General features: G+C 41.0%; 19 protein-coding genes. 11 read left to right on the top strand and 8 right to left on the bottom strand.

The window, feature by feature from the left end; translation table 11 throughout:
• Window positions 1-130 precede the first annotated feature (130 nt).
• On the bottom strand, window positions 131-562 hold the full coding sequence (locus tag PDL71_RS12780; protein ID WP_407521620.1) for an Hsp20/alpha crystallin family protein: 432 nt from the start codon (window positions 560-562) through the stop codon (window positions 131-133).
• Between the two features lie 197 nt (window positions 563-759).
• Here PDL71_RS12780 and PDL71_RS12775 point away from each other — a divergent pair, with 197 nt between their 5' ends.
• The 6 genes from PDL71_RS12775 (at window position 760) to PDL71_RS12750 (ending at window position 8134) form a co-directional block, all read left to right on the top strand.
• The gene (locus tag PDL71_RS12775; RefSeq protein ID WP_407521618.1) at window positions 760-1176 is read left to right on the top strand and encodes a BrxA/BrxB family bacilliredoxin; all 417 of its coding nucleotides are present in this window, start codon (window positions 760-762) and stop codon (window positions 1174-1176) included.
• A 110-nt stretch (window positions 1177-1286) separates the two neighbouring features.
• The gene (locus PDL71_RS12770; protein ID WP_407521616.1) at window positions 1287-2579 is read left to right on the top strand and encodes a prolipoprotein diacylglyceryl transferase; all 1293 of its coding nucleotides are present in this window, start codon (window positions 1287-1289) and stop codon (window positions 2577-2579) included.
• A gap of 231 nt (window positions 2580-2810) precedes the next feature.
• The gene (locus PDL71_RS12765) at window positions 2811-5288 is read left to right on the top strand and encodes a TonB-dependent receptor domain-containing protein (RefSeq protein ID WP_407521613.1); all 2478 of its coding nucleotides are present in this window, start codon (window positions 2811-2813) and stop codon (window positions 5286-5288) included.
• Between the two features lie 298 nt (window positions 5289-5586).
• Window positions 5587-6078 (top strand): YajQ family cyclic di-GMP-binding protein, encoded by a 492-nt coding sequence (locus tag PDL71_RS12760; protein ID WP_407521611.1) that lies wholly within the window; start codon window positions 5587-5589, stop codon window positions 6076-6078.
• Between the two features lie 384 nt (window positions 6079-6462).
• The gene (locus tag PDL71_RS12755) at window positions 6463-6711 is read left to right on the top strand and encodes a type B 50S ribosomal protein L31 (protein WP_407521608.1); all 249 of its coding nucleotides are present in this window, start codon (window positions 6463-6465) and stop codon (window positions 6709-6711) included.
• Window positions 6712-6976: 265 nt separating this feature from the next.
• Window positions 6977-8134, top strand: a complete 1158-nt coding sequence (locus PDL71_RS12750; RefSeq protein WP_407521605.1) for a GAF domain-containing protein — start codon at window positions 6977-6979, stop codon at window positions 8132-8134.
• 60 nt (window positions 8135-8194) lie between these two features.
• On the opposite strand, the gene ychF is transcribed toward PDL71_RS12750, so the two are convergent.
• Window positions 8195-9295 (bottom strand): redox-regulated ATPase YchF, encoded by a 1101-nt coding sequence (gene ychF, locus PDL71_RS12745; RefSeq protein ID WP_407521602.1) that lies wholly within the window; start codon window positions 9293-9295, stop codon window positions 8195-8197.
• Between the two features lie 177 nt (window positions 9296-9472).
• Here ychF and PDL71_RS12740 point away from each other — a divergent pair, with 177 nt between their 5' ends.
• Window positions 9473-10879: a nucleoside recognition domain-containing protein gene (locus tag PDL71_RS12740; protein ID WP_407521599.1), complete on the top strand. Its 1407-nt coding sequence runs from the start codon at window positions 9473-9475 to the stop codon at window positions 10877-10879.
• On the opposite strand, the gene PDL71_RS12735 is transcribed toward PDL71_RS12740, so the two are convergent.
• The 4 genes from PDL71_RS12735 to PDL71_RS12720 all read right to left on the bottom strand — a co-directional run bounded on the left by PDL71_RS12735 (window position 10880) and on the right by PDL71_RS12720 (window position 19077).
• Window positions 10880-13291, bottom strand: coding sequence for a hypothetical protein (locus PDL71_RS12735; RefSeq protein WP_407521597.1), 2412 nt, complete (start codon window positions 13289-13291; stop codon window positions 10880-10882).
• A gap of 80 nt (window positions 13292-13371) precedes the next feature.
• Window positions 13372-14172, bottom strand: a complete 801-nt coding sequence (locus PDL71_RS12730; protein WP_407521595.1) for a hypothetical protein — start codon at window positions 14170-14172, stop codon at window positions 13372-13374.
• 107 nt (window positions 14173-14279) lie between these two features.
• Window positions 14280-15932, bottom strand: coding sequence for a SusD/RagB family nutrient-binding outer membrane lipoprotein (locus tag PDL71_RS12725; RefSeq protein WP_407521592.1), 1653 nt, complete (start codon window positions 15930-15932; stop codon window positions 14280-14282).
• A 19-nt stretch (window positions 15933-15951) separates the two neighbouring features.
• Window positions 15952-19077, bottom strand: a complete 3126-nt coding sequence (locus PDL71_RS12720; RefSeq protein ID WP_407521590.1) for a SusC/RagA family TonB-linked outer membrane protein — start codon at window positions 19075-19077, stop codon at window positions 15952-15954.
• Between the two features lie 152 nt (window positions 19078-19229).
• Here PDL71_RS12720 and PDL71_RS12715 point away from each other — a divergent pair, with 152 nt between their 5' ends.
• Complete coding sequence (locus tag PDL71_RS12715) at window positions 19230-20216, top strand: cation diffusion facilitator family transporter (protein WP_407521588.1); 987 nt, start codon at window positions 19230-19232, stop codon at window positions 20214-20216.
• 3 nt (window positions 20217-20219) lie between these two features.
• Here PDL71_RS12715 and PDL71_RS12710 read toward each other — a convergent pair whose 3' ends face one another.
• Entirely contained in the window at window positions 20220-21374 is a 1155-nt protein-coding gene (locus PDL71_RS12710) for a serine hydrolase domain-containing protein (RefSeq protein ID WP_407521585.1), read from the bottom strand.
• Between the two features lie 65 nt (window positions 21375-21439).
• Between PDL71_RS12710 and serA the strand changes: the two genes are divergently transcribed.
• The 3 genes from serA to PDL71_RS12695 all read left to right on the top strand — a co-directional run bounded on the left by serA (window position 21440) and on the right by PDL71_RS12695 (window position 24767).
• Window positions 21440-22678 (top strand): phosphoglycerate dehydrogenase, encoded by a 1239-nt coding sequence (gene serA / locus PDL71_RS12705; protein ID WP_407521582.1) that lies wholly within the window; start codon window positions 21440-21442, stop codon window positions 22676-22678.
• A 104-nt stretch (window positions 22679-22782) separates the two neighbouring features.
• Window positions 22783-24054, top strand: coding sequence for an NAD(P)/FAD-dependent oxidoreductase (locus PDL71_RS12700; RefSeq protein ID WP_407521579.1), 1272 nt, complete (start codon window positions 22783-22785; stop codon window positions 24052-24054).
• Between the two features lie 5 nt (window positions 24055-24059).
• Window positions 24060-24767, top strand: a complete 708-nt coding sequence (locus tag PDL71_RS12695) for a YqjF family protein (RefSeq protein WP_407521577.1) — start codon at window positions 24060-24062, stop codon at window positions 24765-24767.
• 11 nt (window positions 24768-24778) lie between these two features.
• Here PDL71_RS12695 and PDL71_RS12690 read toward each other — a convergent pair whose 3' ends face one another.
• Window positions 24779-25279, bottom strand: a complete 501-nt coding sequence (locus PDL71_RS12690; RefSeq protein ID WP_407521574.1) for a hypothetical protein — start codon at window positions 25277-25279, stop codon at window positions 24779-24781.
• Window positions 25280-25319 lie beyond the last annotated feature (40 nt).

The following is a 25319-nucleotide window of genomic DNA, read 5'->3' as shown; positions in this document are numbered from 1 at the left end:
TGCGAAAATACTTCAAATGAAAGAAACGGCTGTGAGCATTATGCATCAGAATTGTTATAAAAAGAACCCCGTTGTAAAAACAACGGGGGATAAACCAAAACCAACTGCTATAAACAAGCGAGTTTAAATCTTATTCAATCGTAATACTTTTAACAGGCTGTGTCACTTCTGCTTTTTTAGGAAGAAACACTTTGAGTATTCCGTTTTCATAACGGGCCTGGATACCATCAGCATTAATTTTTTCATCGAGGTTGAAGCTGCGTTTAAAACTCTGGAAGCTGAACTCCCTGCGAACAGTTTTTACATCTTCCTTCTTCACTTCTTCTTTCTTTTCATAGCTGATGGTGAGAAGATTCTTATCAACCGCAATTGAAAAATCTTCTTTGTTACGTCCGGGTGCCATCAGCTCCATGTGATAGGCTTCATTGTTTTCAACAATGTTTACAGCAGGAGTAAACAGGTTGTTGATGTTTCTGCCGAATGTGGGCAACTCATTAAAGAACTCATCAATGAATGAATTCAGGTTGCGCTGAACGGGGTGATTTACTTTTATCATGGTCATAGCTTTAAAAATTTTGTTTGAAAGCAATTTCTCAAATCCCGTTCCATCCATTTTTTAGCGACAAGAGTTCCTGAATGATCTATCTGTTCTGAAATAAAGTCAGATTTTATGCACGGCTTGCGACAAAATTTCCGCATTTGAATATTCAGAACTGAATTGGACTAACTTTGCAGTTCAAAACAAAAAATCAAATAACTATGTATCCCTCAGAAATAGTAATGCCCATGAAGGCAGAAATGACGGAAGGAGGTTTTGAAGAGCTTTTAACTTCAGACTCAGTTGATGCAGCACTTACGCAAAAAGGAACCAGTTTGGTCTTTATTAATTCAGTTTGCGGTTGTGCAGCCGGCAGTGCAAGACCCGGTGTATTGATGGCCGTGAATAACAGCACCAAGCGTCCGGATCACCTGCTTACCAGTTTTGCAGGTTTTGATACAGATGCTGTAAAAAAAATCCGTGAACATTTAATGCCTTACCCACCCAGTTCACCCGCTATTGCGCTGTTTAAAGATGGTGAGTTGGTACATTTTATCGAACGTCATAATATTGAAGGTCGTCCGGCACAAATGATTGCGCAGAACCTGATTGGTGCGTTTGAGCAATATTGCAACTGATTCTTTCAACAAATTGTAGAAATCCTCCCCGGCGGGAGGATTTTTTATTTGTGAAAATGCCAACACAAGCAATAATTATTTAAAGTATCATTGCAACTTAAATCTTTTGCATGTATCCCAACCTGTATTCTTTTTTTGTAGATGTATTTGGTGCAGCGCCCGCATGGACACGTTATTTGAACTCGTTTGGTTTTTTTGTGGCCCTTGCATTTATTGCTGCTGCTGTAGTACTTACAAAAGGATTACAGTTAAAAGAAAAGAAAGGATTCCTGCATCCCAAAGAAGAGAAGCGGATGTTTGGGCAGCCGGCAACTGTTAGTGAATTATTGCTGAATGGTTTACTTGGCTTTTTGATGGGGTATAAGATTTTAGGTGCTTTTTTACAGGCGGGAGATTCTACGGTAGATCCACAGTCATATATATTTTCTGCAGAAGGTAATTGGGGTGCCGGTATTTTACTGGCCTTGTTGTTTGCAGGATTGAAATGGTATGAAAAAAATAAAGACAAAGCAGCTAAGCCCGAAGAAAGAATTGTTAGAGTTTGGCCGCACGAGCGGGTAGGAGATATGACGGTGCTGGCAGCCCTCTTTGGTTTTGGCGGCGCCAAGATTTTTCATAACCTCGAAAACTGGGATGAATTTGTTGCAGATCCTATCGGCTCATTAATTTCCTTCAGCGGACTTACTTTTTATGGTGGATTGATTTGTGCCGGTATTGCCATAATTGTTTTTGCCAAGCGAAAAGGAATTTCCATCAGGCACCTGGCCGATTGTTTTGGTCCTGCCTTGATGATCGCCTATGCAGTTGGACGTATTGGTTGCCAGGTGGCAGGCGATGGTGATTGGGGCATTTTAAACAGTGCTTACAAAGCTGATTCAACCGGTGCTGTAACACTTGCTGTTCCCGGTGACCTGCAAACTGCATTACAAAAAAATCAAACCTATTACCTGCAGCAGGAGTTTAAAGGAAGCACATTAGCTGAAATTCCTCATAAGTCGTTTAAAGCTCCTTCTTTTTTACCGGTGTGGATGGTGGCTTATACCTATCCTCATAACGTAAACAGCATGGGCGCCAGACTTGCCGGTTGTGAAGGAGAGGAGCATTGCAGTTACCTGCCCGTTCCTGTTTTTCCCACGCCATTTTATGAAACGGTTATTTGTTTGATTTTATTTGGAGTACTTCTACTGGCGAGGAAGCGGATCAAAGTTGCCGGGGCTTTGTGCAGTCTCTATCTCGTACTCAATGGTGCTGAACGCTTCTTTGTAGAAAAAATAAGGGTGAATACAAAATATCATGATCTGCCTTTTCAGCCAACCCAGGCTGAACTGATTTCCCTAGGATTGATTGTGGCCGGCATTGTGCTCTATTTCTTTTGTAAGAAAAGGGCTGCCGCCACAGCATAAGCCGCTTTTTCCATCCGTCTGCGCTTTTTTTCCATTTATCAATGGAACTGTTTTCAACTGTAACATAATTGTTGAAGCATCGTCTCACATTGCAGGAAATTAACCAAACATGTATCATAATTACCATACATCACAAAACAATGTACTATGCAAAACATAGAACCTACTTTTGACAAGTAATATAAAAAGGTATTCATTAACTATTAAACCTCATCATCAAACCTTATCATCATGAAAAAGTTCGCAACTTTTCTGGCTGCTTTGCTATTTTTCGTATCGTTCAGCAGTTTTGCAGAAAAAACCGCCACCATCAGTGGTATTGTTAAAGACGCCAATCAGCAACCTCATGCCGGCGCAACCGTTTCACTTTACCGTGCAAAAGACACCGTACTGGTAAAAGCCGCTTTTACCAACGCAAACGGTGAATACAGCTTTGAATCAGTTAAACCAGGCCAATACTTGATCGGGGTTACAGCTACCGGTCATAAGAAGGCTTTTAGTGAGGTATTTGAATATACCAGTACTGATGTTGTTGTGCCTGCGGTTAGCCTCAGTCCTGAAGTAAAGGGCTTGAAAGAAGTAACAGTAACAGGTCGTAAGCCCCTGTTTGAACAAAAGCCCGACAGAATGGTAGTGAATGTAGACGCAAGCCCCAGCAATGCCGGCGCCAATGCATTGGAAGTGCTGGAAAAATCTCCGGGTATTACTGTTGATAAAGATGGTAACATCAGCTTAAAAGGAAAAGCAGGTGTACAGGTATTTATTGATGGTAAACCTGCTTATTTATCAGGCGCTGATTTAGTAAACTATCTCCGCAATGTAAGTGGTGCCCAACTGGATCAGATTGAAATTATGACCAACCCGCCTGCTAAATACGATGCAGCCGGTAACAGTGGTATCATTAATATCAAAACAAAAAAATCAAAACAACTGGGCTATAACATTACAGCACAGGCGGGCTATACACAAGGTATTTATGCACGCAATAACCAGAACATTACGTTCAACTACCGCAAGAACAAACTGAACCTGTTTGGTACACTCAGCCGTAATGAAAACAACCGTAAACAAACGCTTTCTATTCAGCGGAAATTCCTCGAACCTAATACGAAAGATGTGCGTTTTCATTTCAATCAAACATCTCAAATGCGTAACTGGAATTCAGGTAACAGTTTGAAACTGGGTGCTGATCTTTATGCATCCAAGAAAACCACTTTCGGCGCAGTTGTAAACGGTTTTTACAATCCGGGTAAGTTTGGTAATACAAGTGATATTTCTATTGCTGATGCCGGTAATACACCACAGGCAAAAACATTTGCCAATTCATTGAGCCGTAGTCTTTGGCAAAACTTCAGCGCCAATGGAAACTTCCGTCATGTGTTTGACAGTACCGGAAAGGAATTAACAGCTGATATTGATTATATCCATTACAATGCTTCTAACACACAAAACCTGAGTAACTATTATTTCAGTCCTTCAGGTGTGCCTACACGTAAAGCAGATACCTTGTATGGTAACCTGCCGCAGTTAATTAACATTTATTCTGCCAAGGCTGATTATGTACATCCTTTGAAAAAAGGTGCCAAGCTGGAAGCAGGTGTTAAAGTAGCTTATGTAAAATCAGATGCCAATGCGGTGTATGACAGTTTGAATAACAATGTACTCAGCCGTGATTTCGGACGCAGCAATCATTTTATTTATGATGAGCAAATCAATGCTGCGTATGCAAGCTACAGCCGCCCGATATCTAAGAAATTGAGTGCACAACTCGGCTTGCGTGTGGAGAATACAACAGCACATGGTAATTCCATCGGTAAAGTATTCAGGAATAATGCATGGGTAAATTTTGATACAACCTTCCGTCTCAATTACACTCAATTATTCCCCACTGTTTACCTGCAGTATGCAGCCAGCGAAAAACATAGCTGGGTTATTAATTATGGCCGTCGTATCCGCCGTCCTGATTATGAAAGTTTAAATCCTTTTGTTGAGTTCCTGGATCGTTACACATTTGAGCAAGGCAATCCCAACCTGCGTCCTCAGTTCAGTCATAACGTAGAGTTGAGTCATACATTCAAAGGATTTTTAACTACCACTTTGAACTATACTAATACTAACAATATTATTCAGCAGGTATTGGAACAGAATACAGATCAGCAGGAAACATTTGTAAAGCAGGCCAATATTGCCAGCCAGCGTCAATATGGTGTAGCAGTTAGTGCTTTTAAACAAATCAAAAGTTTTGGTGGTAACATTTATGTAAACGTTTATAACAACCAGTTTAAAGGTTTAGTAAATAATACCAATGTAAAATTAGGCGCTACTACAGCCGTATTCAGCGCATCTGCTAACTACCGCTTCAAGAAAGGCATTTCAGTAGAGGTGAATGGCTTTTACAGAACTCCCGGTTTTGAAGGTGTATTCAATATTCAACCGTTGGGTGCTTTCAACTGGGGTGTAAGTGTACCGATGCTCAAGACCAAAGGAACCTTACGTTTAAGTGTAAGAGATATGTTCTGGACACAACAACCTAAAGGAAGCATTCGTTATGGTGATATTGATGCAGCGTTCCAGAACATCAATGATTCCCGTACTGTGGGCCTCAACTTTACGTATCGCCTCAGCAAAGGAAAAGTAAATGGTAACGGTAAGCGTAAAACCGGTGGAGCAGGCGATGAGCAAAACCGTGTGAAAGGCGGCGACAATTAATTAAGTTTCTCTCTATATTTCTCATGTTGATAGACCGACCCCCGTTTTTACGGGGGTTTCTTTTTACTCCTCCGCCCCTAAAGAGAGACCCTTAAGCACATAAAATTTTTTGCGGCTGCATTTTATGAAGCAGGTTGAGCATTGAAACTACAGATGCTATGGAAACGGAACCATGAACGGAGCGCCGCAAATACGAGGCCATTGGCACTAATGCCTGTAACATCATCTGTCTTTTTATATTTTCAATCATTTACATTTGCATGTTCTTACTTTATACTTTATACCTCAATTTTTTTCTATGCCTTCATTTGATATTGTTAGCAAAGTAGACGCACAGGCGCTGGATAATGCAGTGAATGTAACTACCAAAGAAATCACTAACCGGTTTGACTTTAAAGGCAGTCATGTAGAAATAAAGCTGGATAAAAAAGAATTCAAAATCAATATTGAGGTAGAAGATGAAATGAAGATGCGGCAGTTGATTGATGTGTTGATTAACCGGGCTCATAAGCAGGGGATAGCACCCGAAGCGTTTGACCTGAGCAAAGAACCTTACCAAAGCGGGAAGTTGGTAAAACAGGAAGTGCAGGTACGGAACGGATTAAAGCAGGAAGATGCCAAAAAGATTGTAAAGCAGATTAAAGACAGTGGTTTGAAAGTACAAGCCTCCATTAATGATGATATTGTTCGGGTTACCGGCAAGAAAATTGATGATCTGCAAGCCGTAATCCAGGCCAGTAAAGGCTGGGAGCTGGGCATTCCTTTACAATACGAGAATATGCGTTCATAAACTGTGCAAAGAGCCCAAAAACCGGGCTTTTTTTGTGCATTGTATTGTGCAGAACAGGTGCGAAGTAAACGGGCCGGAAATTTGGAAAAGGCATCTGTGGTACCGTACATTAGTTCTACAAAAGTCACCGGAACGTTTAGAAATAAATGATTTGGTGGCGGAGTCAGAAACGGTACGTAAAAAGACCGGAAACTGAATCCGGAAGCACTGGGTTAGTAAGTATAGGAGCGAAAGCAAGTATATGAGAGAATTCGGTGCTTCTTTTTTTATGTTCCAACTGCCCCGGAAAGGCTAAAATTGATTTTGCCTGAACCGAAAATAGCCCTACTTTTGCACCCTTAATAAAATGTACGGTTGGAACCGTGCTGAAAAATCCCGAAAGTCATGAAAAAAGGTTTACATCCCGAAAATTATCGTTTTGTAGTGTTTAAGGACATGAGTAATGGTTATTCTTTTTTAACCCGCTCTACCGCTCCTTCAAAAGAAACAGTTAAGTGGGAAGATGGTAACGAATACCCTCTTATTAAATTAGAGATTTCTAATACGAGCCATCCCTTCTTTACCGGTCAGAACGTATTGGTAGATACTGCAGGACGTATTGATAAGTTCAAAAAGAAATACGCTAAGAAGTAATAACTTCCTGGTAAGCGATATTGAACCACCCTCATGGGTGGTTTTTTATTTTGAATTAATACCAACAGTAGGTAGAAAAGATTTGATGCAGTATATCTGGTTACTTGTAAAATTGAAAATGTGATAGGATGATTTGATTGCAGGAGCAAAAGCCTTGATAATTTTACGATGCCGAATGTGTAAAAAGGATCATCAGCTTTGGAAAATTTACGGATAGTAATGAATAGAGGCGTTTGGCAATTATAAAATCAAAATATCCGAAACTATGATTATTGCTCCATTCCCTTTGAATGAAGATCAGCGCTTGCAGGATTTACTCAGTTATGACTTGCTGGATTCTGCGCCGGAAGAAGAATTTAATGACCTTGTTCAACTGGCTTCTGTAATCTGTAAAACTCCTATTTCTCTTATTACTCTTTTAGACAAAGAAAGGCAGTGGTTTAAAGCCAAAAAGGGTATTGATGTAAATGAAACAGAAAGAAGTATTTCATTTTGTTCTCATGCAATACTTACCGATGGAGTAATGGTGGTGGAAGATGCTGCAAATGATATCCGCTTCTCCGATAATCCACTTGTTACAGGTCATGGTATTCGTTTCTATGCGGGTACTCCCATTGTTTCACCGGAGGGGTATAAGCTCGGTACTGTTTGTGTGCTTGATCATGAGCCTCAAAAGTTTACCAATGAACAGAAAAAGGTACTTGAACTGATTTCCAAACAGGTAACCAAGCTATTGGAACTGAGACAAAAAAATATACTCATCCATAAAAAAGCTGAGGAAAGTATTGCGTTTAAATCGCAACTTATCAGCCGTGTCTTAATTGATAACGAAAATCATAAGCGTACCATTGCCAATAACCTGCATGAAGACCTGGCACAAAGGATGGCCTATTGTATTCATGCATTGGGTGCAAAATCGGCTGCCATGCATATTCATGTTATCCGGGATGAAATGAACCGGATTCTTACAGATTTAAGGGAACTTACATATTCCATTTCACCCGTTACAGATCATCATTTTGCCCCGGGGGAATTGATTGATGATTTCATTAACAGGGTAGCTGTTACATTCCCTTTTCAGTTAGTGCTGAAAAAATCGAATGCGGATGAATGTTTTAATCCAAGGGTTTCTCTCAGCATTATCCGCATGATGGAAGAATGGTTCCGTTTGTTGCTCAAAAAACAACAGATTCGTTTGGTGCAAGTAGAAGTTATTTGTGAAAACGATCATATTCAACTCACTATCGAAGATGATGGCAAACTGGTGAATGGTTTTACTCAGAAACAACAGGAGCGGATCGGCATTATCCAGGAGCGGGTACAAATGGAAGAAGGTTCCCTTTCCTTTCACCACAAACCGGGTAAGAGTGTATTGAAAATTGAATTGCCGTTGCCGGCAGAACAGATAGCCGGTACGGCCTGAAATTATAAAATAAAAAAGCCATGCACAAAGCATGGCTTTTCATTTCTTATTGATGCAGGATTACACGTTGAAACGGAAATGCATCACATCGCCATCTTTCACTAAATATTCTTTCCCTTCAATACGCAGTTTTCCGTTTTCACGGGCTGCTGCTTCGCTTTTAAAGGTGATGTAATCATCGTAACCAATTACTTCAGCTTTAATAAAACCTTTTTCAAAATCAGTATGAATAACACCGGCACATTGCGGTGCCTTCCAGCCTTTATGAAAAGTCCAGGCACGTACTTCCTGTACACCGGCAGTAAAATAGGTTTGTAAGTTGAGCAGGTGATAGGTAGAACGGATCAAGCGGTTTAATGCAGGCTCCGTCATTTTATATTCATCCATGAACAACTCCTTATCTGCCGGGTCTTCCATTTCGCTGATCTGTGCTTCAATGCTGTTATTCATCACAATCACTTCTGCTTCTTCATCTTTAACAGCCGCTTTAAGCGCTTCTGAAAATTTGTTGCCTGTATGCATGCTTGCTTCATCTACATTGGCTACATACAACACGGGTTTTGCTGTGAGCAGAAAACAATCAGCAATGGCCGGTAACTCAGCACTGTTCAGATCCAGAGAACGGATGCTCTTGCCTTGCTCCAGGTGGGCTTTGCATTGGAGCAATGCTTCCAACTCTGCTTTGCCTTTTGCATCACCGGCACGGGCAGCTTTTTCAATCCGTTGAATTTTCTTTTCTACGGTCTCCAGGTCTTTCAATTGCAGTTCTGTATCAATGATTTCTTTATCGCTCACGGGATTAATAGCGCCTTCTTCCCGCAATACATTTTCATCTTCAAAACAACGGATTACATGTATAATGGCATCCACTTCACGGATGTTTGCCAGGAATTTATTACCCAGCCCTTCACCTTTACTGGCGCCACGTACCAAACCGGCAATATCTACAATTTCAATTTGTGTGGGCACTATACGTTCCGGTTGTACTAATTCCGACAATTTAGCCAAACGGTCATCCGGTACATCCACCAGTCCCACATTGGGTTCAATGGTACAGAAGCGGTAATTGCTGGCCTGTGCTTTGGCGCTGTTGCTTACTGCATTGAATAAAGTTGATTTTCCTACGTTTGGTAACCCTACAATTCCTGCTTTTAAACCCATGACTGATTGAAGATTTTAGATTTCAGATTTACGAATGAATGAAACCACTCATTTTTTGAGGCGCAAAGATAAGTGTTCAGCAGTTGGTGGCAAAAGCGGTAAAATGCTTTTGGCAATTCGCAAAAAATCTGCAATCTTCAATTTTCAAATCTCAATTCTTCAAATTCAAAATACATTATGGCGTTAAGCAGAATCTGGAGTGCCTTTATTATAGTCGCTGTACTGGTGGCATTGTTCAAGTATCTTCCCTCTAATGGCGAAAAGCAGATCTTTTCTTCCATGGTCATCGGTAAGAACGGCGACACACTTGAAGTGAAAAAAGTGCCCCTCGCCGCTGCGGATGCAGGAATTGTTCGGGCGCTTGATACTGTTGCACGGGTTACTCAAAACAAAATCACCTACAAAAAAGCAGGAGAGGAGTTAGTGGTGCTGAAAGTACAAAGTGCCAACGGCATCATTGATACCTGTAAAGATGCTATTAATATCTGTATTGGCTTGATAGGAATACTTGCGCTTTTCATGGGATTTATGAGCATTGCAGAAAAGGCCGGTGGCATCAATGTACTGTCAAGAATCATCAGTCCTTTCTTCACCCGCATTTTTCCTGAAGTTCCTAAAGGACATCCTGCTTTTGGTCATATGATGATGAACTTCAGTGCTAACCTGCTCAATCTGGATAATGCGGCCACACCATTTGGTTTAAAAGCAATGGAAAGTTTGCAGGAGCTGAATCCCAATAAAGCTACTGCCAGTAATTCGCAGCTGATGTTTTTGTGTTTGCATGCCAGCGGACTTACATTAATTCCTGTAACCATTATTGCCGCACGTGCTGCTTTAAAAGCTCAAAACCCCACTGATATTTTTGTGCCCTGTATGGTGGCTACGTTTGCTGCTACCATGGCGGCTATGTTCATTGTTTCCTTTAAACAAAAGATCAATGTATTTCAACCGGTAATACTTGGCTGGGTGCTTGGTATTTCTGCGGTGATTGCTGCCCTGGTTTTGTATTTAGTAAATCTTGATACCAAAGGATTGCAATCTTTCTCCGGTGTGTTAAGCAATGGGTTGATTCTTTTTATTTTCATTGCGATTGTACTGGGCGCTTTGTATAAAAAAATAAATGTGTTTGATGCGTTTATTGAAGGAGCCAAAGGAGGATTTGAAACAGCTGTACGCATTATTCCGTATTTGGTAGGTATGCTTGTTGCCATCAGTTTATTACGCACCAGCGGTACGTTTGAAGTGATTATTGATGGTATGAAAACATTATTCATGTGGCTGGGTGCTGATACACGTTTTGTTGATGGCTTGCCCACAGCACTCATTAAACCACTCAGCGGCAGTGGTGCCCGTGGAATGATGATTGATACCATGACTGCTCATGGCCCAGATTCTTTTGCAGGAAGACTCGCCTGTATTTTACAGGGAAGCAGTGATACTACGTTTTATGTGATTGCTGTTTATTTTGGCTCTGTTGCTGTAAAGAATACACGCTATGCAGTAGGAGCCATGCTGCTGGCTGACCTGGTAGGAATTATCACTTCTATATTATTGGCTTATTTATTTTTTGGAGCGGTTGCCTGATTACTCAACTGTTTTTTCAATAAAATAGATATTCCCTTTTTTATCAATTCCCTGTATAATGATTTTATACCTGGTGGTATAACTGTTATTAAAGAAATTGATAACGGCTTTTCCATCAGCACCAAACTGCACCTGTGGCTGCCACAGCAAAGTTGTTCTGCGGTCTTCTGATTTTATTGTATCAGCACTACTGTATTCCGGGCTTCTGAACAAAAGCGGAATTGAATAACCCGTGATATAACTGGTGGAAAGACCGAAACGGCCGCTTCCTCTTTTATTTTTGGTATAAATCAAAACACTTGGGCCGGGTCCCATCACTCCCAGGTGCAGGTTAGCATTTCTGTTCACTTTAATAAGCACTACATCAGCCGGGTTTATAAAATTCAATTCTGTAGCATCAATAGGTACTTCGTTTAAATAATAACTCACCACATCGGCACTGGCCATACCTGTTGAAGCAGAACCATCCATACCCGCTACACGATCATAACCGGTGTTAAAACGAAAACCAAAAAACTCCTGTTCAAACAATTGTGCAAAGCTGATGTAGGTAAAATTAGTGTCAGGTACCCTGGTAAATTCAGAGGTACGGAAACTTTCAGAACTAAGTGCTTTGTTGAGCGAATCAATATAGCGTTCCTGTTTTGTTTTTCCTTTTACAACAATTTCCTGAAGTTCTTTCCCTATATCTGCCACACTGTAATATTTCACAAAGGTTTCGTTAATGGCTTTCGGTGCTGTGTTAACAGTATAAACCGGTTGATAGTTTGGTTTGGAGAGCGGCCCCTGCAGTGTATCAATGTAAGAGGGTAGTAAATCAAACTCTACTTTTCGCCGTTTCTTTTCTTTGGTAGTTGCCAGGCCGGAAACACTTGCAAATTTTGAAAAGTGCAGATCATTCACCGCAAATGCACCCCGTTCATCAATACGGGAAGCAGAAAAGATGGTACTTGAATCAGCGGCTTTTGTAATCAAATCAATTTTGCTTGAATCAAACTCCATCCGCTCTTTGTCTTTCTTCACCATGCCACGTAACGAAATAGCTGTTTCAAAAAAATAGGTTAGAGGCTCTAAGGTACCTTTCTTTATTTGTTGCCAGTTGAATCTTGATGGCTGCATTGTTAATGTAACCGCATCTATAAATTTTGAATAGTCTTCTGCTTTAATTTTTTGTAAAGAGGGCAACACAAAATGTGGTCCTGTTTCATTACTGTGCAGCATCTGGTAGGTTTGGATATCCGGTGTATTGATAAACGAATAAGTTGGAAGATCAGCCGGCACTACTGAAACTGAAAGTTGCGGCGTATCTACGCCAGTGAAACTGATGCTGAATGTATTTTTTGATTTGGGTGTAAACGAAAGAGAAGATGTATTTAACTCCAGGCTGCCGGTGGAAGGTAATTGCACCCAAATCCATCGTTCGGTTAAGGGTTGCAACTGCTCACTGAAAAGAGTTACCTGCATCATGCCCTGCTGCAGATTTTTTTTGTTGATAACAGTTGCATTCTGCATATCAGCAAGATTGAGTTGCTGCAAGGCTACTGTTTTGCCGTTTTGCTGGGCCAGCATATAAACCGTTTTGTTCTGATCAATAAACTGATCCGTAGCATTAGCCTGAATAAATACTTTAGTAGGTGAGAGGTTTTCTGCTTTCAGATTGATTCCCATGCTACTTGCCGGCGGTAAGGAAAATTGTTGCCCTGCAATTTTATCAGATGTTATTTGAAGACGGTATTTTTTTCCGGCCATAGGTGTAAACTCCACCAAACCGATTCCGTTTTCAAATACCAACGGTTCTGCAATCGTTGAACCGGCTTCATCAATGAGTACTGCTTTTGCACCAACAGGCTGTAATTGATGCGCATCATGTACACGAAACGCAACCCTGTTCACAACATTTTGAATAAGTTGTCCACCCTCCGGAAAAAATTTTGCCTGTAATGCTCCGGGAGTAGTTATGTATGATTTGGATTGATCTTTTCTGCCTTGTACAAAAATGTATTGATCGTTGATAGTATGTGGTTGGTTGAGCATCCATAAACTATAGCAGCGGATGCGGTACAAACCGGTGGAGAGTGTATCCGGTAAAAAGATGCTGGCGTTCGCCATGCCGTTTTCTGTATTCCACATGGCTTTGTGCAAGAGCCTGCCGCCTGCATCACTCATATCTGTGTAAAGAACATTGCTGAGCGTTGAAAAACCATTGTTAAGTGTAAGATAGGCTTTGAGAAAAACTGTTTCGCCGGGTTGATAAAATGATTTGTCAAGATGAGCATAGCATTTTTCATCTGGGTTCATTTCATAGAAGGTGCGCAGGTTAGTAATAAGCCTGGCGAGTAAAGTATCTGTTTGCTGGGAAAAACAATTGAGCGAAAAAAAAAGAATAAAAGAAATGATAAGTGTACGTTTCAATTGAATGTTTTTTCAAATGTACTTAAATAAAAAACCTTCTGTTATTTATACAACAGAAGGTTTTTTTACAGCGAATGATTTTAACGATTTCTATACGCAGACGCTCCGGGTGCTCTTGCACCTGTAGCACCTACAAATCCACGTGCAAAAACAGTATAAGAACCCTGGTTTTGCATTACTACTGCTACAGATCCAATAGTTGTAGTAGTACCTGCCCAACGCAAGGTATAGGTATCTGTTACAGTGGAAGATCCTGAGTTACGGGTTAACTCCAGGAACTGTGTTACTCCACGGAACGGAACCGCCTGAAATACAAGCGTATTATTGAGTGATGAATACACATCAATAGCCGGAGTAGCAGTTGGTGGGTTGGGAATCAGGTTTACAAAACGTACCCGAACAATATCTGCCGCCGGAATTTTAATATCATCTTCCACTGCAAGAATGCGGGAATTAGGACGGCTGATAGAATCGCAAAGAAAAAATGTATAATACTTTTTACGTTGCAATACGGGTTTGAAATTGAATAACAAGGAATCTCTTGTTGCTGCTGGAGGCGTGCCTAAGGCAAGACGAACACCAAAGTCAGCACCGGCATTTACATCAGGAATTACCGCTGCATAATTGGCGGAGGCAGGATAAACACCACCTACACCAACAGGCGCAGCAGACGAAAACTCAAAACCATTATACGATACACGGAAAGAAGCACTTGTTTGCCCGGAAAAAACAGGAGTGGCAAAGGGAAAGGCATTCACAAATTTTACATGCGCATATTGGTTGGAATCAATTTCAACAAAGGACGCAGTAACAGCGGGCTCTTTATCACACCCATACAGTAGTGATAAAGCAGCTATAAATACGAAGACTATTTTTTTCATGTGATTCTTTTTAGTTTTTAAATTATTACCACATAGTATGCCCAATGAAACATCTTGCATAGTTTGCTAAATTGTAAACGGGCATTTCATAATTCGTTGTTGTTAGTTTATGGCTTAGAAAACCAGGTTTCTTTGGTGTGCCAGTCAACAGCGTCGGCACCTAATTTTTGCAGTTCAACAATGTTCCAAACATATTCTGAGTTGAAACGGTAACGAACCCTGTACACCAGTTTACTATTATTTTCAGGCCACAAATCAGCACCTGTGGGAGGCACAAAATCCCTGTACACCTGTAGGCCATTCTCCTGGTCAGTATAATGATAGCGGCGCATATCAACCCATGTTTCCTGTGCACCATAGCCAAACAGCGCAATATATTTCTGTAACATGATATGTGACAAGGTAAGATTCGCTGCTGTTGGTACAACAAGAGGATTTGATAAATAAGTATCCCTGATGGAGGCAGTTATAAGCTTGGAATCCGGTACATTGGTTGAGTAAGCATTCTGCAACATATCAAAATGAAGTTCAATCGCTCTTCTGTAAGCAGTAAGTGCTGTTCCTTTATCGCCTTTACGGTAAGCGGCTTCAGCTTTCATAAAGAATATTTCTGATGCTGTAATTACAGGAACAGGTGACGCATTTCTGAAAATGTACCTGGCTCTTACATCGCTTAAAGGGGCCACAAGAGAATCATGACGTTGTCCCCAGAAACCTTCCGGACGATCGGCGGTAGCAGTATAAAAACCGGCGCCACGGTTTACAGGGATGCCATTAAAACTTTCGTTGATGGATGGGCGAAGCATGTACCAGATGCGGGGGTCAAGTACTCCCGGAAACTGGGCGTTGGCTCCTTTCATCAAATCAGTAATGTATTTACCCTGGCGTAAGGTAGCCATTGCAGGGCCACCGATTGCTGTATTCCTCAGCGGGCCAAAATAGTTATTTGCTGCAGTTACACCGGGCGTACCCACTACGGTAACATAGGCATTATCATCATTTGAACTTAATGAACGGTCACAATAATAAATAACGGAATCAGGCTTGTAAATGGATTTGTTACTGAGGTGGTGATAGGAGCGTGCTAAAACAGCATACACAAATTTTTTCCATTTGTTTACGTCTCCTTTGTATAAAAACGCATCACCTTTTGCCAAGTTAGCCTGGCTTACATTATCACCTGTTTTATTCAGATTGGCCAATGCTTCAAAACATAATTGGCGAACATACGTATAAACATCTTCCTCTTTATCAAACTTAAAGGTTAAGAGGTTGGTGTTAAAAGCTTCTTTCAAAATCACTTCACCATGATAATCGGTTAACTGTAACCAACTCCAGGCAAAAATAGCTTGTCCCACACCTACATAGTCCCATTTCTTTTCTTCAGTGGCCCACTCAATCATTTTTATATTGTTCTGGCCTACATCAAAATAATGCGTTCTCCAGATAGAACCGGCATTGTCACTACCACCACTTACACCTCCCATACGTTCATAGTGGGTAGAAGTATTTGTAGCAGCACTTAAAGTATGTGTAGCAAAATATTGAGTGTATAAACTTATAACTCTTGCATCATGCAATGGTCCGTGGCCGGCATAGTTTGCAGTCATGGTTGAAGTAATCTGTGGTAACAGTTCTTCCACCGGTACACGAATGGGGGCGTTAGGATTAAGGTAGGCCTCTTCAATTTTTTTAGTACAGGCACTGAAAACACCCGTCATCATTAACGCCAGCAATACTATTTGATAATTACGTTTCATATTCAAAATGAGTTTAAGATTAGAAGGATGTTCTGAAACCAACATTAAAACTTATAGGAACTGCAATGTTTCCAAAATCAAAACCGGCTGCGCCTACACCCCTGGTACCGGCAGTGTTACCGTTCACCATCGGGTCAGCACCGCTGTAATTGGTAAACATGATCAGGTCGTTGCCTGTAACAAATACACTCAATGTTTTAAAGAATTTCTGTTTTTTAGAGATAACATTGTTCAGGTTATAAGTAAGTGTTACATCCCTTAAACGGAGCCAGTTTATATTTTTTTCAATGAACTCTTCTTCAGGCATTGTGGTTGTATAGTAGTCCTGTTGAAAATAAGGAATTACTACAATGTTATTCCTTGTGGGATTGGCACTGTTTTGCAAGCCGTCATTGAGCACACCATCTATTACACGTGGAGTCATACGGTCTTCTGTTTTCAAACTTCTGCCATTCAGCGTTAAGAACATATTGGTGCCGTTAAATACATCACCACCCATTCGCCAATCCCAAAGCATCGTAATGGAGAGATTCTTCCAGCGGAAACTGTTGTTGATACCCATTGTGAAATCAGGATTACGATCTCCTCTTACCCTGAAATTTGCGTCAAGCACAGGTAGACCTGAAGTAGGATTAATGAGGATTTGACCTGCATTGTTGCGGGCATAACCATGTGCTGTAATAGTCGTTGTTGGGCCACCCTGTATCAAACCACCACGTGCGTTGAGATAAAGCCATGTATCAGATACATAAAACTCCGGAACATTACTTGGGAGTGAGAGCACTTTATTCCACATACGGTTAAAGTTGAAACCGATGCTCCATCTGAAATTTTTATTTTGAATCGGGGTAGCGTTAAATGCAACTTCAACGCCCTGGTTCCTGGTAGTACCCACGTTTAAGGTATTGAGTACATAGCCGGTTCCGTAACTGGAGCGGAATAATTCAACGATCTGATCTTTGTTAAGCGTATTATAATAAGTAATGTCAAAATTCAGTTTGCTTTTAAATAAACGGAACTCAGAACCGATTTCGTAGGTTTCCTGTCTTTCGGGTCTTAAATCAAAATTGTTATTGGTAAAACCGTAAGAAAAACCGCCACCGCTACTGAATCTCTGTTCAAATACAGATTGGTTACTGTAAGCGCCATTAAGACGTGCAGTTTGTGCTAATGAAGTTCTGAGTTTCCAATAACTGAGGATATCTCCTTTTTTGAGGAAGGGTAACATATCCGTCATGATAAAAGAAAGACTTCCGCCGGGATAGTTATAATTTCTGTTTTGTTCAGGAAGTGTGGAGGCTGTTTCAAAACGATGGGTGTAGTTCAGGAAAATCATGTTCTTATAACTAAGAGCAAATTCCCCGAAATAGGCCATTTGCCGTACCAGCACCTGGTTGTAATCACCAAAGAGCGCCCTGTAAAGACGTTGTCTGCTGGCGGGATCAGTGTTAGAACTGTCTGTTCTGTTTTTATCCACCAATCGGTTTCCAAATACTGCATACATCTGGGTGTTATAATCCTGCCACATATTACCTACCATCAATCGTCCATTGAATTTGCCGATTGATTTTTTGAACGTAGCATTAATGGTATGATTATAACCGGTGTACTTGCGGTAGAAGTTATCAAGTGAGCCACGCAAAGCAGCTGTAGTTAAAAACGATTGCGGATGTACAAAACGGTAACCCTCCATTTTATAGGTATCATATCCAAAGCGACCCTGGATGCTCACCCAATCTGCAGGGTTGATATTAGCTCCCAATGTATAAATGAAACGGTCTGTAGCATCGCTTGCTCGTACGTTTTTAGCATTCCACAATGGATTATCGATTTCAAGCAACGGATCTGCAGCGTAAGCTGTTACCTTGTTGCCATTAGCATCTTCAATATTTTTCAGGTTGAGTTCAGTGGGCCAGCGAAGCAGGTTCAGTAGGTAGCTATTGGCACCACGCAGTGGCCTGGTGAAGTCTGTTCTTATATAGGAAACAGACGGTTGTATCGATATCTTTTTACCAATATTGGTTGTATTGGCAATTCTGAGATTATATCGTCTATAGTCATTAAAAGGAACAACACCCTGGATATCATTTAAACTACCGCTTACACGGAAAGAATAATTTTTCTGTCCATAATCAGCACTCAGGTTATGTGTTTGTGAAATACCGGTTCTGAAGAACTGATCAATCTGGCGGTAAATGGTAGCCCTGTCCGGGTTAGGATTCTTACCTCCGAAATAAGTAAAGCTGTTAAAGGAAAGGCCATTGGAGCCTCCATAAAAATCATCAGTTACACTGGGGAAGCGGGTTAATTCAGAAAAACGGAAGCTGTTATCGTAGTTTATGTTTACTTTTTTGCCAACAGCAGCTTTTTTGGTAGTGATAATGATGGCTCCGGAACTGGCCTGGCTACCATAGAGTGCTGTGGCCTCAGGTCCTTTCAAAACAGTGATGGACTCAATATCATTTGGGTTAATATCAGCAATCCTGTTGGTATAGTCATTATCTCTGTTTGGACGATCTGATGCTAAACCAACTGTACCCGTACCACCGGATTCATTGATAGTTTGATTATCCAGAATTACACCATCTACAACAAATAACGGCTGATTGCTCAACGCAAGTGAGTTAAAACCACGGATGACAATAGAAGAAGAGGCACCTGCAATACCATTGGTAGGAGTAACAGTTACACCGGCAATTCGGCCCTGTAATGCATTTACAAAGTTTTCACGCTGTGTTTCCTGGATCTCTTTACCTTCCACCGATTGGGTGGCATAGCCCACCTCTCTTTTGGTACGCTTAATATCCATGGCAGTTACCACGACTTCACTTAATTGTTGCTTTTCCGACGTTTCTACAAGATTGAGGTTGATACTTGTGGATTCGCCAATGGTTACTTCAATCGTTTTGTAACCAACAAATGAAAACACAAGGATTTTACCTTTTTGAGCGGTAATAGTAAAGGCCCCGGAAGCATTAGTGACCGTACCGGTACGGGCACCTTTTAAACGAACAGAAACTCCGGGTAAAGGAGTGTTATCAGCAGCATCTTTGATAACACCTGTAATTGTAAGGTCCTGAGCATAGGTGGCAAGATTCAATAACAGAACCAGCCCTGCCAGCAGCAGGCTTTTAATTTTTCTCATAATCAAACGTTATTAGTTTCGAGGTCAAATTAATAAAATAATTTAAGAAGAACCGATGATTTAAATAATCTTTTTTAATCGGTAAGTACTTCAATTCAATTAGAGCAAACAATTGGTTAATTTGCTGCACTTAATCTCAACTTAGCTCAACTGTGCAGCCATCTGTTTTGCCATACATCCGTATTTCATTTATCATCAGTGCCCTTATTTGCGGGGTTAAGTTCTGGGCATATTTGATAACAGGTTCATTGGTAATCTTATCTGATGCTTTGGAATCCATCATCAACGTGGCCGGTGCGGCTTTTGCCTGGTACAGCATTTACCTGGCCGGTAAACCCAAAGACTTAGACCATCCTTACGGGCACGGGAAAATTGAGTTTTTCTCCATTGGTTTTGAAGGCGGGATGATTTTTTTAGCCGGTATTGGTATTGCAGTACAGGCGGTGCTTTATTTTATTGAACCAAAGGAATTGGTGCAACTGCAAACAGGTATCTGGCTGAGTATAGCAGCCGGGCTTGCTAATTTTATTTTGGGCTCTGTGCTGTTGCTCAAAGGCAAACAATACAACAGCATAACACTGAAAGGTAACGGTCATCATATATTAAGTGATGGATATACCAGCCTTGGGGTGATACTTGCACTTGGGCTTATTTGGTTAACAGGTTATAAGTGGATTGATCCTTTGGCATCTGTTATTGCCGCTGTTGTACTTATTTATACAGGTGCCAGACTGGTGCGTAAAGCCATCCGTGGATTGATGGATGAAATGGATATGAATGTGGTGGAAGAAATTACCGGTATTTTGATTCAAAACAGAAGACCCGACTGGATTGATGTGCATAATCTTCGTGTACAGCGTTATGGCAATAATTTTCATGTGGATTGTCATGTTACCCTTCCTTACTATTTTTCATTGGAACAGGTGCACAAAGAAATTTCGGATATGGATGAATTGCTTAACCGCAATTTTGAAAAAGGAACCATTGAGTTTTTTATACATACTGATCCCTGTATTGAACTCAGCTGTGCACATTGTCTTTTATCGGAATGTGCTGTGCGTAGGAAACCGTTTGCCGGTAAAATTGAATGGAACAGCGATAACTTATTGCCTAACAGGAAACATCAATTCCCCGCCTGAATTTTATTCATCATCATAACTGAAACGCAGGTCAGTTAATTTCTCAATCAATGGTTTAACCCGGTAGATATTTTGATTCATTTTATTGCCGAGCACAATAATGGTTAATGAATCGCTGGTAACTCTGTAAAAGCAGGAGTTGTTTCCATGCCACCATCCATTGTGATACACGATGGTTTTGTTTTGCGGCAATGTGTACATACGCCATCCCAATCCGTAATTATGAATACCGGGTTTTTCAAAACTGTATGGTTTGAAAGCTGAATCTTTTATTGCAGCCGAAAGAATTTGATGGCTGTACAAAGACTGGTCCCACTTCAAGAGATCACGGGGCGTACTGTAAATATTTTTATCGCCTACAGTTTCATCCATCCAGGTGTAACCTTCCATTACACCATTCCAGCGATAGGAGGGTGTAGCCCTGGCGCTATCTGCATGCGTGTACACATAGGTATCGATCATTTGTAAAGGCGTAAAAAAGATTTCTTTCAGAAAAGAGGCATAGGATTTACCAGTCACTTTTTCAATAATTAAAGCCAGTAGAACAAAGTTGGTATTGGAATAGTTAAAGCGGGTGCCAGATGGATAATACAGTTTTGCTTCTCCCTTCATAAAAAATTGCAGCACATCATTGTTGGTAGCAATCTTTTTTCTGTCCCAGCCGCTTTCTTCCATGGCATTCATATAATTGGGCAGGCCGCTGCGTTGCGAAAGAAGAGTTTTAACAGAGATATTTTTGTAAGGGAAACCCGGGAAAAAGGTTTGAATACTGTCGTTCAGAGACAGCTGTTTTTTATCAACGAGGTACAAAACAGCAGCAGATGTAAATGTTTTACTGGTTGATGCAATATGAAAAGGTGTATTGGGCTTAATCGTGTCAGTTGTATTCAATCTTGCCATACCATTATAGGCTTCATACACAATATTCCCGCCTTTGGCCACGAGGAATCCTCCATTAAACCCGGTACGCAGCAGGGTAGTATCGTAAAAGCCTTTTGCATTTCTGAACAGTTCCCTGAATTCAGATTTGGAGATCTTTTGCGGTGTGGGCGGATAATATTCTAAGGAGTCTTCAGTAATTGCTTCCGGTGCGGATACGGAGCCGCAGGCATACAGAAAAATAACAATTGCAAGTATCCGTAGATATTGGTTACGCATAATGGTTTTTCAATTGATGTTTGGCTCAACTATATTTGCATTCGCAAAATAGCAAACAATCGGCAATGGCAGAAAAAAAATCAACCAGTTATCCCAAAGAGAAAATAAACATTCTTCTGCTGGAAAACATCAGCGAAAAAGCAGTAGCCAATATTAAGGAACATGGTTATGTAAGTGTAAAAAAGTTAAGTGGCGCTTTGAGTGAAGAAGAGTTAATGAGAGAGATTAAAGATGTACACTTGTTGGGTATCCGTTCCAAAACACAAATCACACAAAATGTATTGGATGCTGCTAATAAACTGCAGGCCATCGGTTGCTTTTGTATTGGAGTGAACCAGGTAAACCTGAAAGCTGCTACTTCCAAAGGCGTTGTTGTATTTAACGCACCTTACAGTAATACAAGAAGTGTGGCAGAACTGGTGATTGGTTTAAGTATTCTGCTTATCCGCCGCATCATTGATAAAAACAAAGCTGCTCATGAAGGCATCTGGATGAAGGAAGCCAAAGGCAGTTATGAACTTCGTGGAAAAACATTGGGTATTGTGGGGTATGGTAATATCGGTAGCCAGGTTAGTGTATTGGCAGAATCTCTTGGCATGAAAGTAATTTACTATGATGTGGTAACGAAACTGCCCTTGGGTAATGCGCAACAGGTACGAAGCCTCAAAGACCTGCTGGCACAATCGGATGTAGTGACCTTGCATGTACCTGAAACAGCACAAACCAAAAATCTCATTAATAAAACAACGATCAAGCATTTTAAAAAAGGCGCTATCCTGCTCAATTATGCAAGGGGCGAAGTGGTAGACCTGGATGTGTTGCGCAAGGCATTACTGGATGGTCATGTAAGTGGTGCGGCTGTGGATGTGTTTCCCTGGGAGCCGGAGAAGAATGGCGATCGTTTTCAAACGCCGCTGCAGGATTTGCCTAACGTCATTCTCACACCACACATCGGCGGCAGTACGGAGGAAGCACAGGAAAATATTGGTGAAGATGTAAGTAATAAACTGGTGCAGTACCTGGAGCGGGGCATCACCATCGGTTCTCATACCGTACCGGAACTGGCATTACCCCAGCAGGAGGGCACTCACCGCATCCTCCACATTCACCGGAATGTGCCCGGCGTGTTGAGCGAAATCAATACGGAGTTGAGCAAACATAAAATCAACATCCTGGGGCAGTATTTAAAAACCAATGAACAGATTGGTTATGTAGTATTGGACGTAGATAAAGCACTTTCTAAAAAAGCAGTGCAACTGCTTAAGGAAGTGAAGGAGACGATTAAGGTGCGGATGGTTTATTAATAATCTCAATCCCGTCGCATGACGGGATTTATTTTTCAAATACTTTCCTAAATTTTCAAAAAATATTGAAAATTATGTAAATTTGGGTATTCAAACACCCAATCATGAAACTAATCATACTCGGCGGAGGATTCGGAGGGCTTCGGTTAGCAAGGAAACTCAGCAATCAAAAAGGGTTCGACATCACTTTAATTGACCGGTTTAACTATCACCAGTTTCAACCCTTGTTTTACCAGGTGGCAACGGCAGGCCTGGATGCCAGCAATATTTCATTTCCTTTACGGAAAGTGTTTCAGAAAAGTAAGAACGTACGTTTCAGAATGGCGGAAGTAGAAGCTATTGATACAACTGCGAAATTGGTCATCACTTCAGAAGGAAATCATGCCTACGATGTATTGGTAATTGCCATGGGCGCTACTACCAACTTCTTCAACAACGCCAACCTGGAAAAGTATGCATTCCCCATGAAGTCAACTGTGGAAGCGTTGCAGTTGCGTCATAAACTCATTCACAACTTTGAAGATGCATTACACGCATCAAATGATGAAGAGTTGAAACGATTGATGAACGTGGTGGTAGTAGGCGGCGGTCCCACCGGTGTGGAATTGAGTGGTGCTATTGCCGAAATGAAAAAATATGTGCTGCCAAAAGATTATCCCGAACTGGAATTTTCAAAGATGAATATTTACCTGCTGGAAGGTACCGGTAAAACATTGGGGGCCATGAGCGAAGACAGCAGCAAACAAAGTGCTGCCTATCTCCAACGATTAGGTGTAACCGTATTGACTGAAACTCTTATGAGTGATTATGATGGTAAAACTGTGTATCTAAAGAACGGTGAGCAGATACCTTCTTCATTGGTGATTTGGGCCGCAGGTATTAAAGGAAATATTCCGGCGGGGATTGACAGTACGCTTATTGCAAAAGGTAACCGTATTAAAGTGGATGAATATAACAGGGTAGAAGGGTTGAGTAATGTATTTGCTATTGGAGATATTGCGTATATGGAAGCAGGTGTGTACAAAGGTCATCCGCAGGTAGCACCGGTTGCGATTCAACAGGCAGATTTGTTGGTAACCAATTTGCAAAACATTCACAGTAGTCCCAACAATTTGAAACCATTTGTGTATAAGGATAAAGGAGCGATGGCAACAGTGGGCAGAAATTTAGCGGTTGTTGATATGCCTAAACCCAAACTGCATTTTGGTGGTTTCTTTGCCTGGTTGGTGTGGATGGGATTACACCTGATGCTGATACTGGGTGTAAAAAACAGGTTCTTTGTGTTTGTGAACTGGTTGTACAATTATATTACTTATGATCAAAACCTAAGGCTCATCTTTAAAGAGTTTTACAGGAATGATCAACAGAAGAAATAAAACGAATGAAACCTTTCTTAACAGCTGAGTGGCGTAACCTGGTTATGGTGAATTATGAAGTGGATGCGGAAGTTCTTACTCCTTATCTGCCTTTGCATACGGAGTTGGATACTTTTAATGGTAAAGTGTATGTAAGTCTTGTTGCATTTCATTTTCTGAATACCAAAGTGAAAGGAATTGCGGTTCCTTTTCACCGTGACTTTGAAGAAGTGAATCTTCGTTTCTATGTAAAATATAAAGAGGGCCGGGAATGGAAACGGGGTGTTGTATTCATAAGTGAGTTAGTGCCGAAGCGGATGATTGCGTTTGTGGCAAGATTATTATATGGTGAAAAATACGGGTATGCTCCCATTCATTCCTCAGTTAAGGAAACAGATATACGGAGCTTACAATTTTCTTGGGGAAGAGATGCGGAGTATTCACTTTTTATAGATATGGAAAAGAAAGCAGTTCCGCTTGAAGAGGGGAGTGAAGCTCAATTTATATTGGAGCATTACTGGGGTTACACAAGTCTAAGAAACGGAGCTACATCAGAGTACAGGGTGGCACATCCATCGTGGAATATTTACCCGGTGCTTGATTATAAAGTGAATGTAAATTTTGAAACACTGTACGGTAAAACGTTTAGCTTCTTAAATCATTTGCAACCTGCTTCTGTAGTGGTGGCTGAAGGTTCGCCTGTAGCGGTGTATGATGGAAAAACCATCAGTTGAAGTAAGTAGTATCACTTCCATTTCCTCGCTCTTACATGAAAGGCGGGTGTTTCATAATCCCATCGTTCCTGCACAATGGTTTTGATTTCTGATTGAATATCGGGGTATTGTTTGCTCAGCTTTTCAAGAATGGTTAATGAAAAGGCTTTTACTGCTGCTGCTTCATTTACATCAGCAATAAAATCGAAACAGTAATTCATGAGTTCTCCATGCTGTTCTTCAGGAATCTCTACAAACTGCAGCAACCGCACCACATTTCTACGAACGGCTTTATGCAATTTGGCATTGCCTAATAATTTTACAAAAACCGGTAAATGTTTTTTTGCTAATGTGGGATGTTCAATTGCAATATAACTCAGCGGCCAAGCAGCTCTTTGAGTTACACGGTACTCATCACCCAGGAATAATTGCACCAAGGCATCAAACCGTTGCTGCGAATGACCCACCCAATCAATAATTTTTTGTGCCTGGGCTTTGGAATGTTCCTTCAATATTTCTGATCGTAACTGCAAAGTTCAACTGTTAACTGTAATTGATTCTATTGAAAACAAA

It is taken from the genome of Lacibacter sp. MH-610 (assembly GCF_045780045.1).
GTDB lineage: Bacteria > Bacteroidota > Bacteroidia > Chitinophagales > Chitinophagaceae > Lacibacter.
Note: the sequence above shows the minus strand (reverse complement) of the source record. Positions and strands in the feature narration are given on the sequence as shown.

Excerpts from the sequence above, each read along its gene's own strand:
- PDL71_RS12780 (WP_407521620.1), bottom strand. The coding sequence starts at position 562 with ATGACCATGATAAAAGTAAATCACCCCGTTCAGCGCAACCTGAATTCA.
- PDL71_RS12775 (WP_407521618.1), top strand. The coding sequence starts at position 760 with ATGTATCCCTCAGAAATAGTAATGCCCATGAAGGCAGAAATGACGGAA.
- PDL71_RS12770 (WP_407521616.1), top strand. The coding sequence starts at position 1,287 with ATGTATCCCAACCTGTATTCTTTTTTTGTAGATGTATTTGGTGCAGCG.
- PDL71_RS12765 (WP_407521613.1), top strand. The coding sequence starts at position 2,811 with ATGAAAAAGTTCGCAACTTTTCTGGCTGCTTTGCTATTTTTCGTATCG.
- PDL71_RS12760 (WP_407521611.1), top strand. The coding sequence starts at position 5,587 with ATGCCTTCATTTGATATTGTTAGCAAAGTAGACGCACAGGCGCTGGAT.
- PDL71_RS12755 (WP_407521608.1), top strand. The coding sequence starts at position 6,463 with ATGAAAAAAGGTTTACATCCCGAAAATTATCGTTTTGTAGTGTTTAAG.
- PDL71_RS12750 (WP_407521605.1), top strand. The coding sequence starts at position 6,977 with ATGATTATTGCTCCATTCCCTTTGAATGAAGATCAGCGCTTGCAGGAT.
- ychF (WP_407521602.1), bottom strand. The coding sequence starts at position 9,295 with ATGGGTTTAAAAGCAGGAATTGTAGGGTTACCAAACGTAGGAAAATCA.
- PDL71_RS12740 (WP_407521599.1), top strand. The coding sequence starts at position 9,473 with ATGGCGTTAAGCAGAATCTGGAGTGCCTTTATTATAGTCGCTGTACTG.
- PDL71_RS12730 (WP_407521595.1), bottom strand. The coding sequence starts at position 14,172 with ATGAAAAAAATAGTCTTCGTATTTATAGCTGCTTTATCACTACTGTAT.
- PDL71_RS12725 (WP_407521592.1), bottom strand. The coding sequence starts at position 15,932 with ATGAAACGTAATTATCAAATAGTATTGCTGGCGTTAATGATGACGGGT.
- PDL71_RS12720 (WP_407521590.1), bottom strand. The coding sequence starts at position 19,077 with ATGAGAAAAATTAAAAGCCTGCTGCTGGCAGGGCTGGTTCTGTTATTG.
- PDL71_RS12710 (WP_407521585.1), bottom strand. The coding sequence starts at position 21,374 with ATGCGTAACCAATATCTACGGATACTTGCAATTGTTATTTTTCTGTAT.
- serA (WP_407521582.1), top strand. The coding sequence starts at position 21,440 with ATGGCAGAAAAAAAATCAACCAGTTATCCCAAAGAGAAAATAAACATT.
- PDL71_RS12700 (WP_407521579.1), top strand. The coding sequence starts at position 22,783 with ATGAAACTAATCATACTCGGCGGAGGATTCGGAGGGCTTCGGTTAGCA.
- PDL71_RS12695 (WP_407521577.1), top strand. The coding sequence starts at position 24,060 with ATGAAACCTTTCTTAACAGCTGAGTGGCGTAACCTGGTTATGGTGAAT.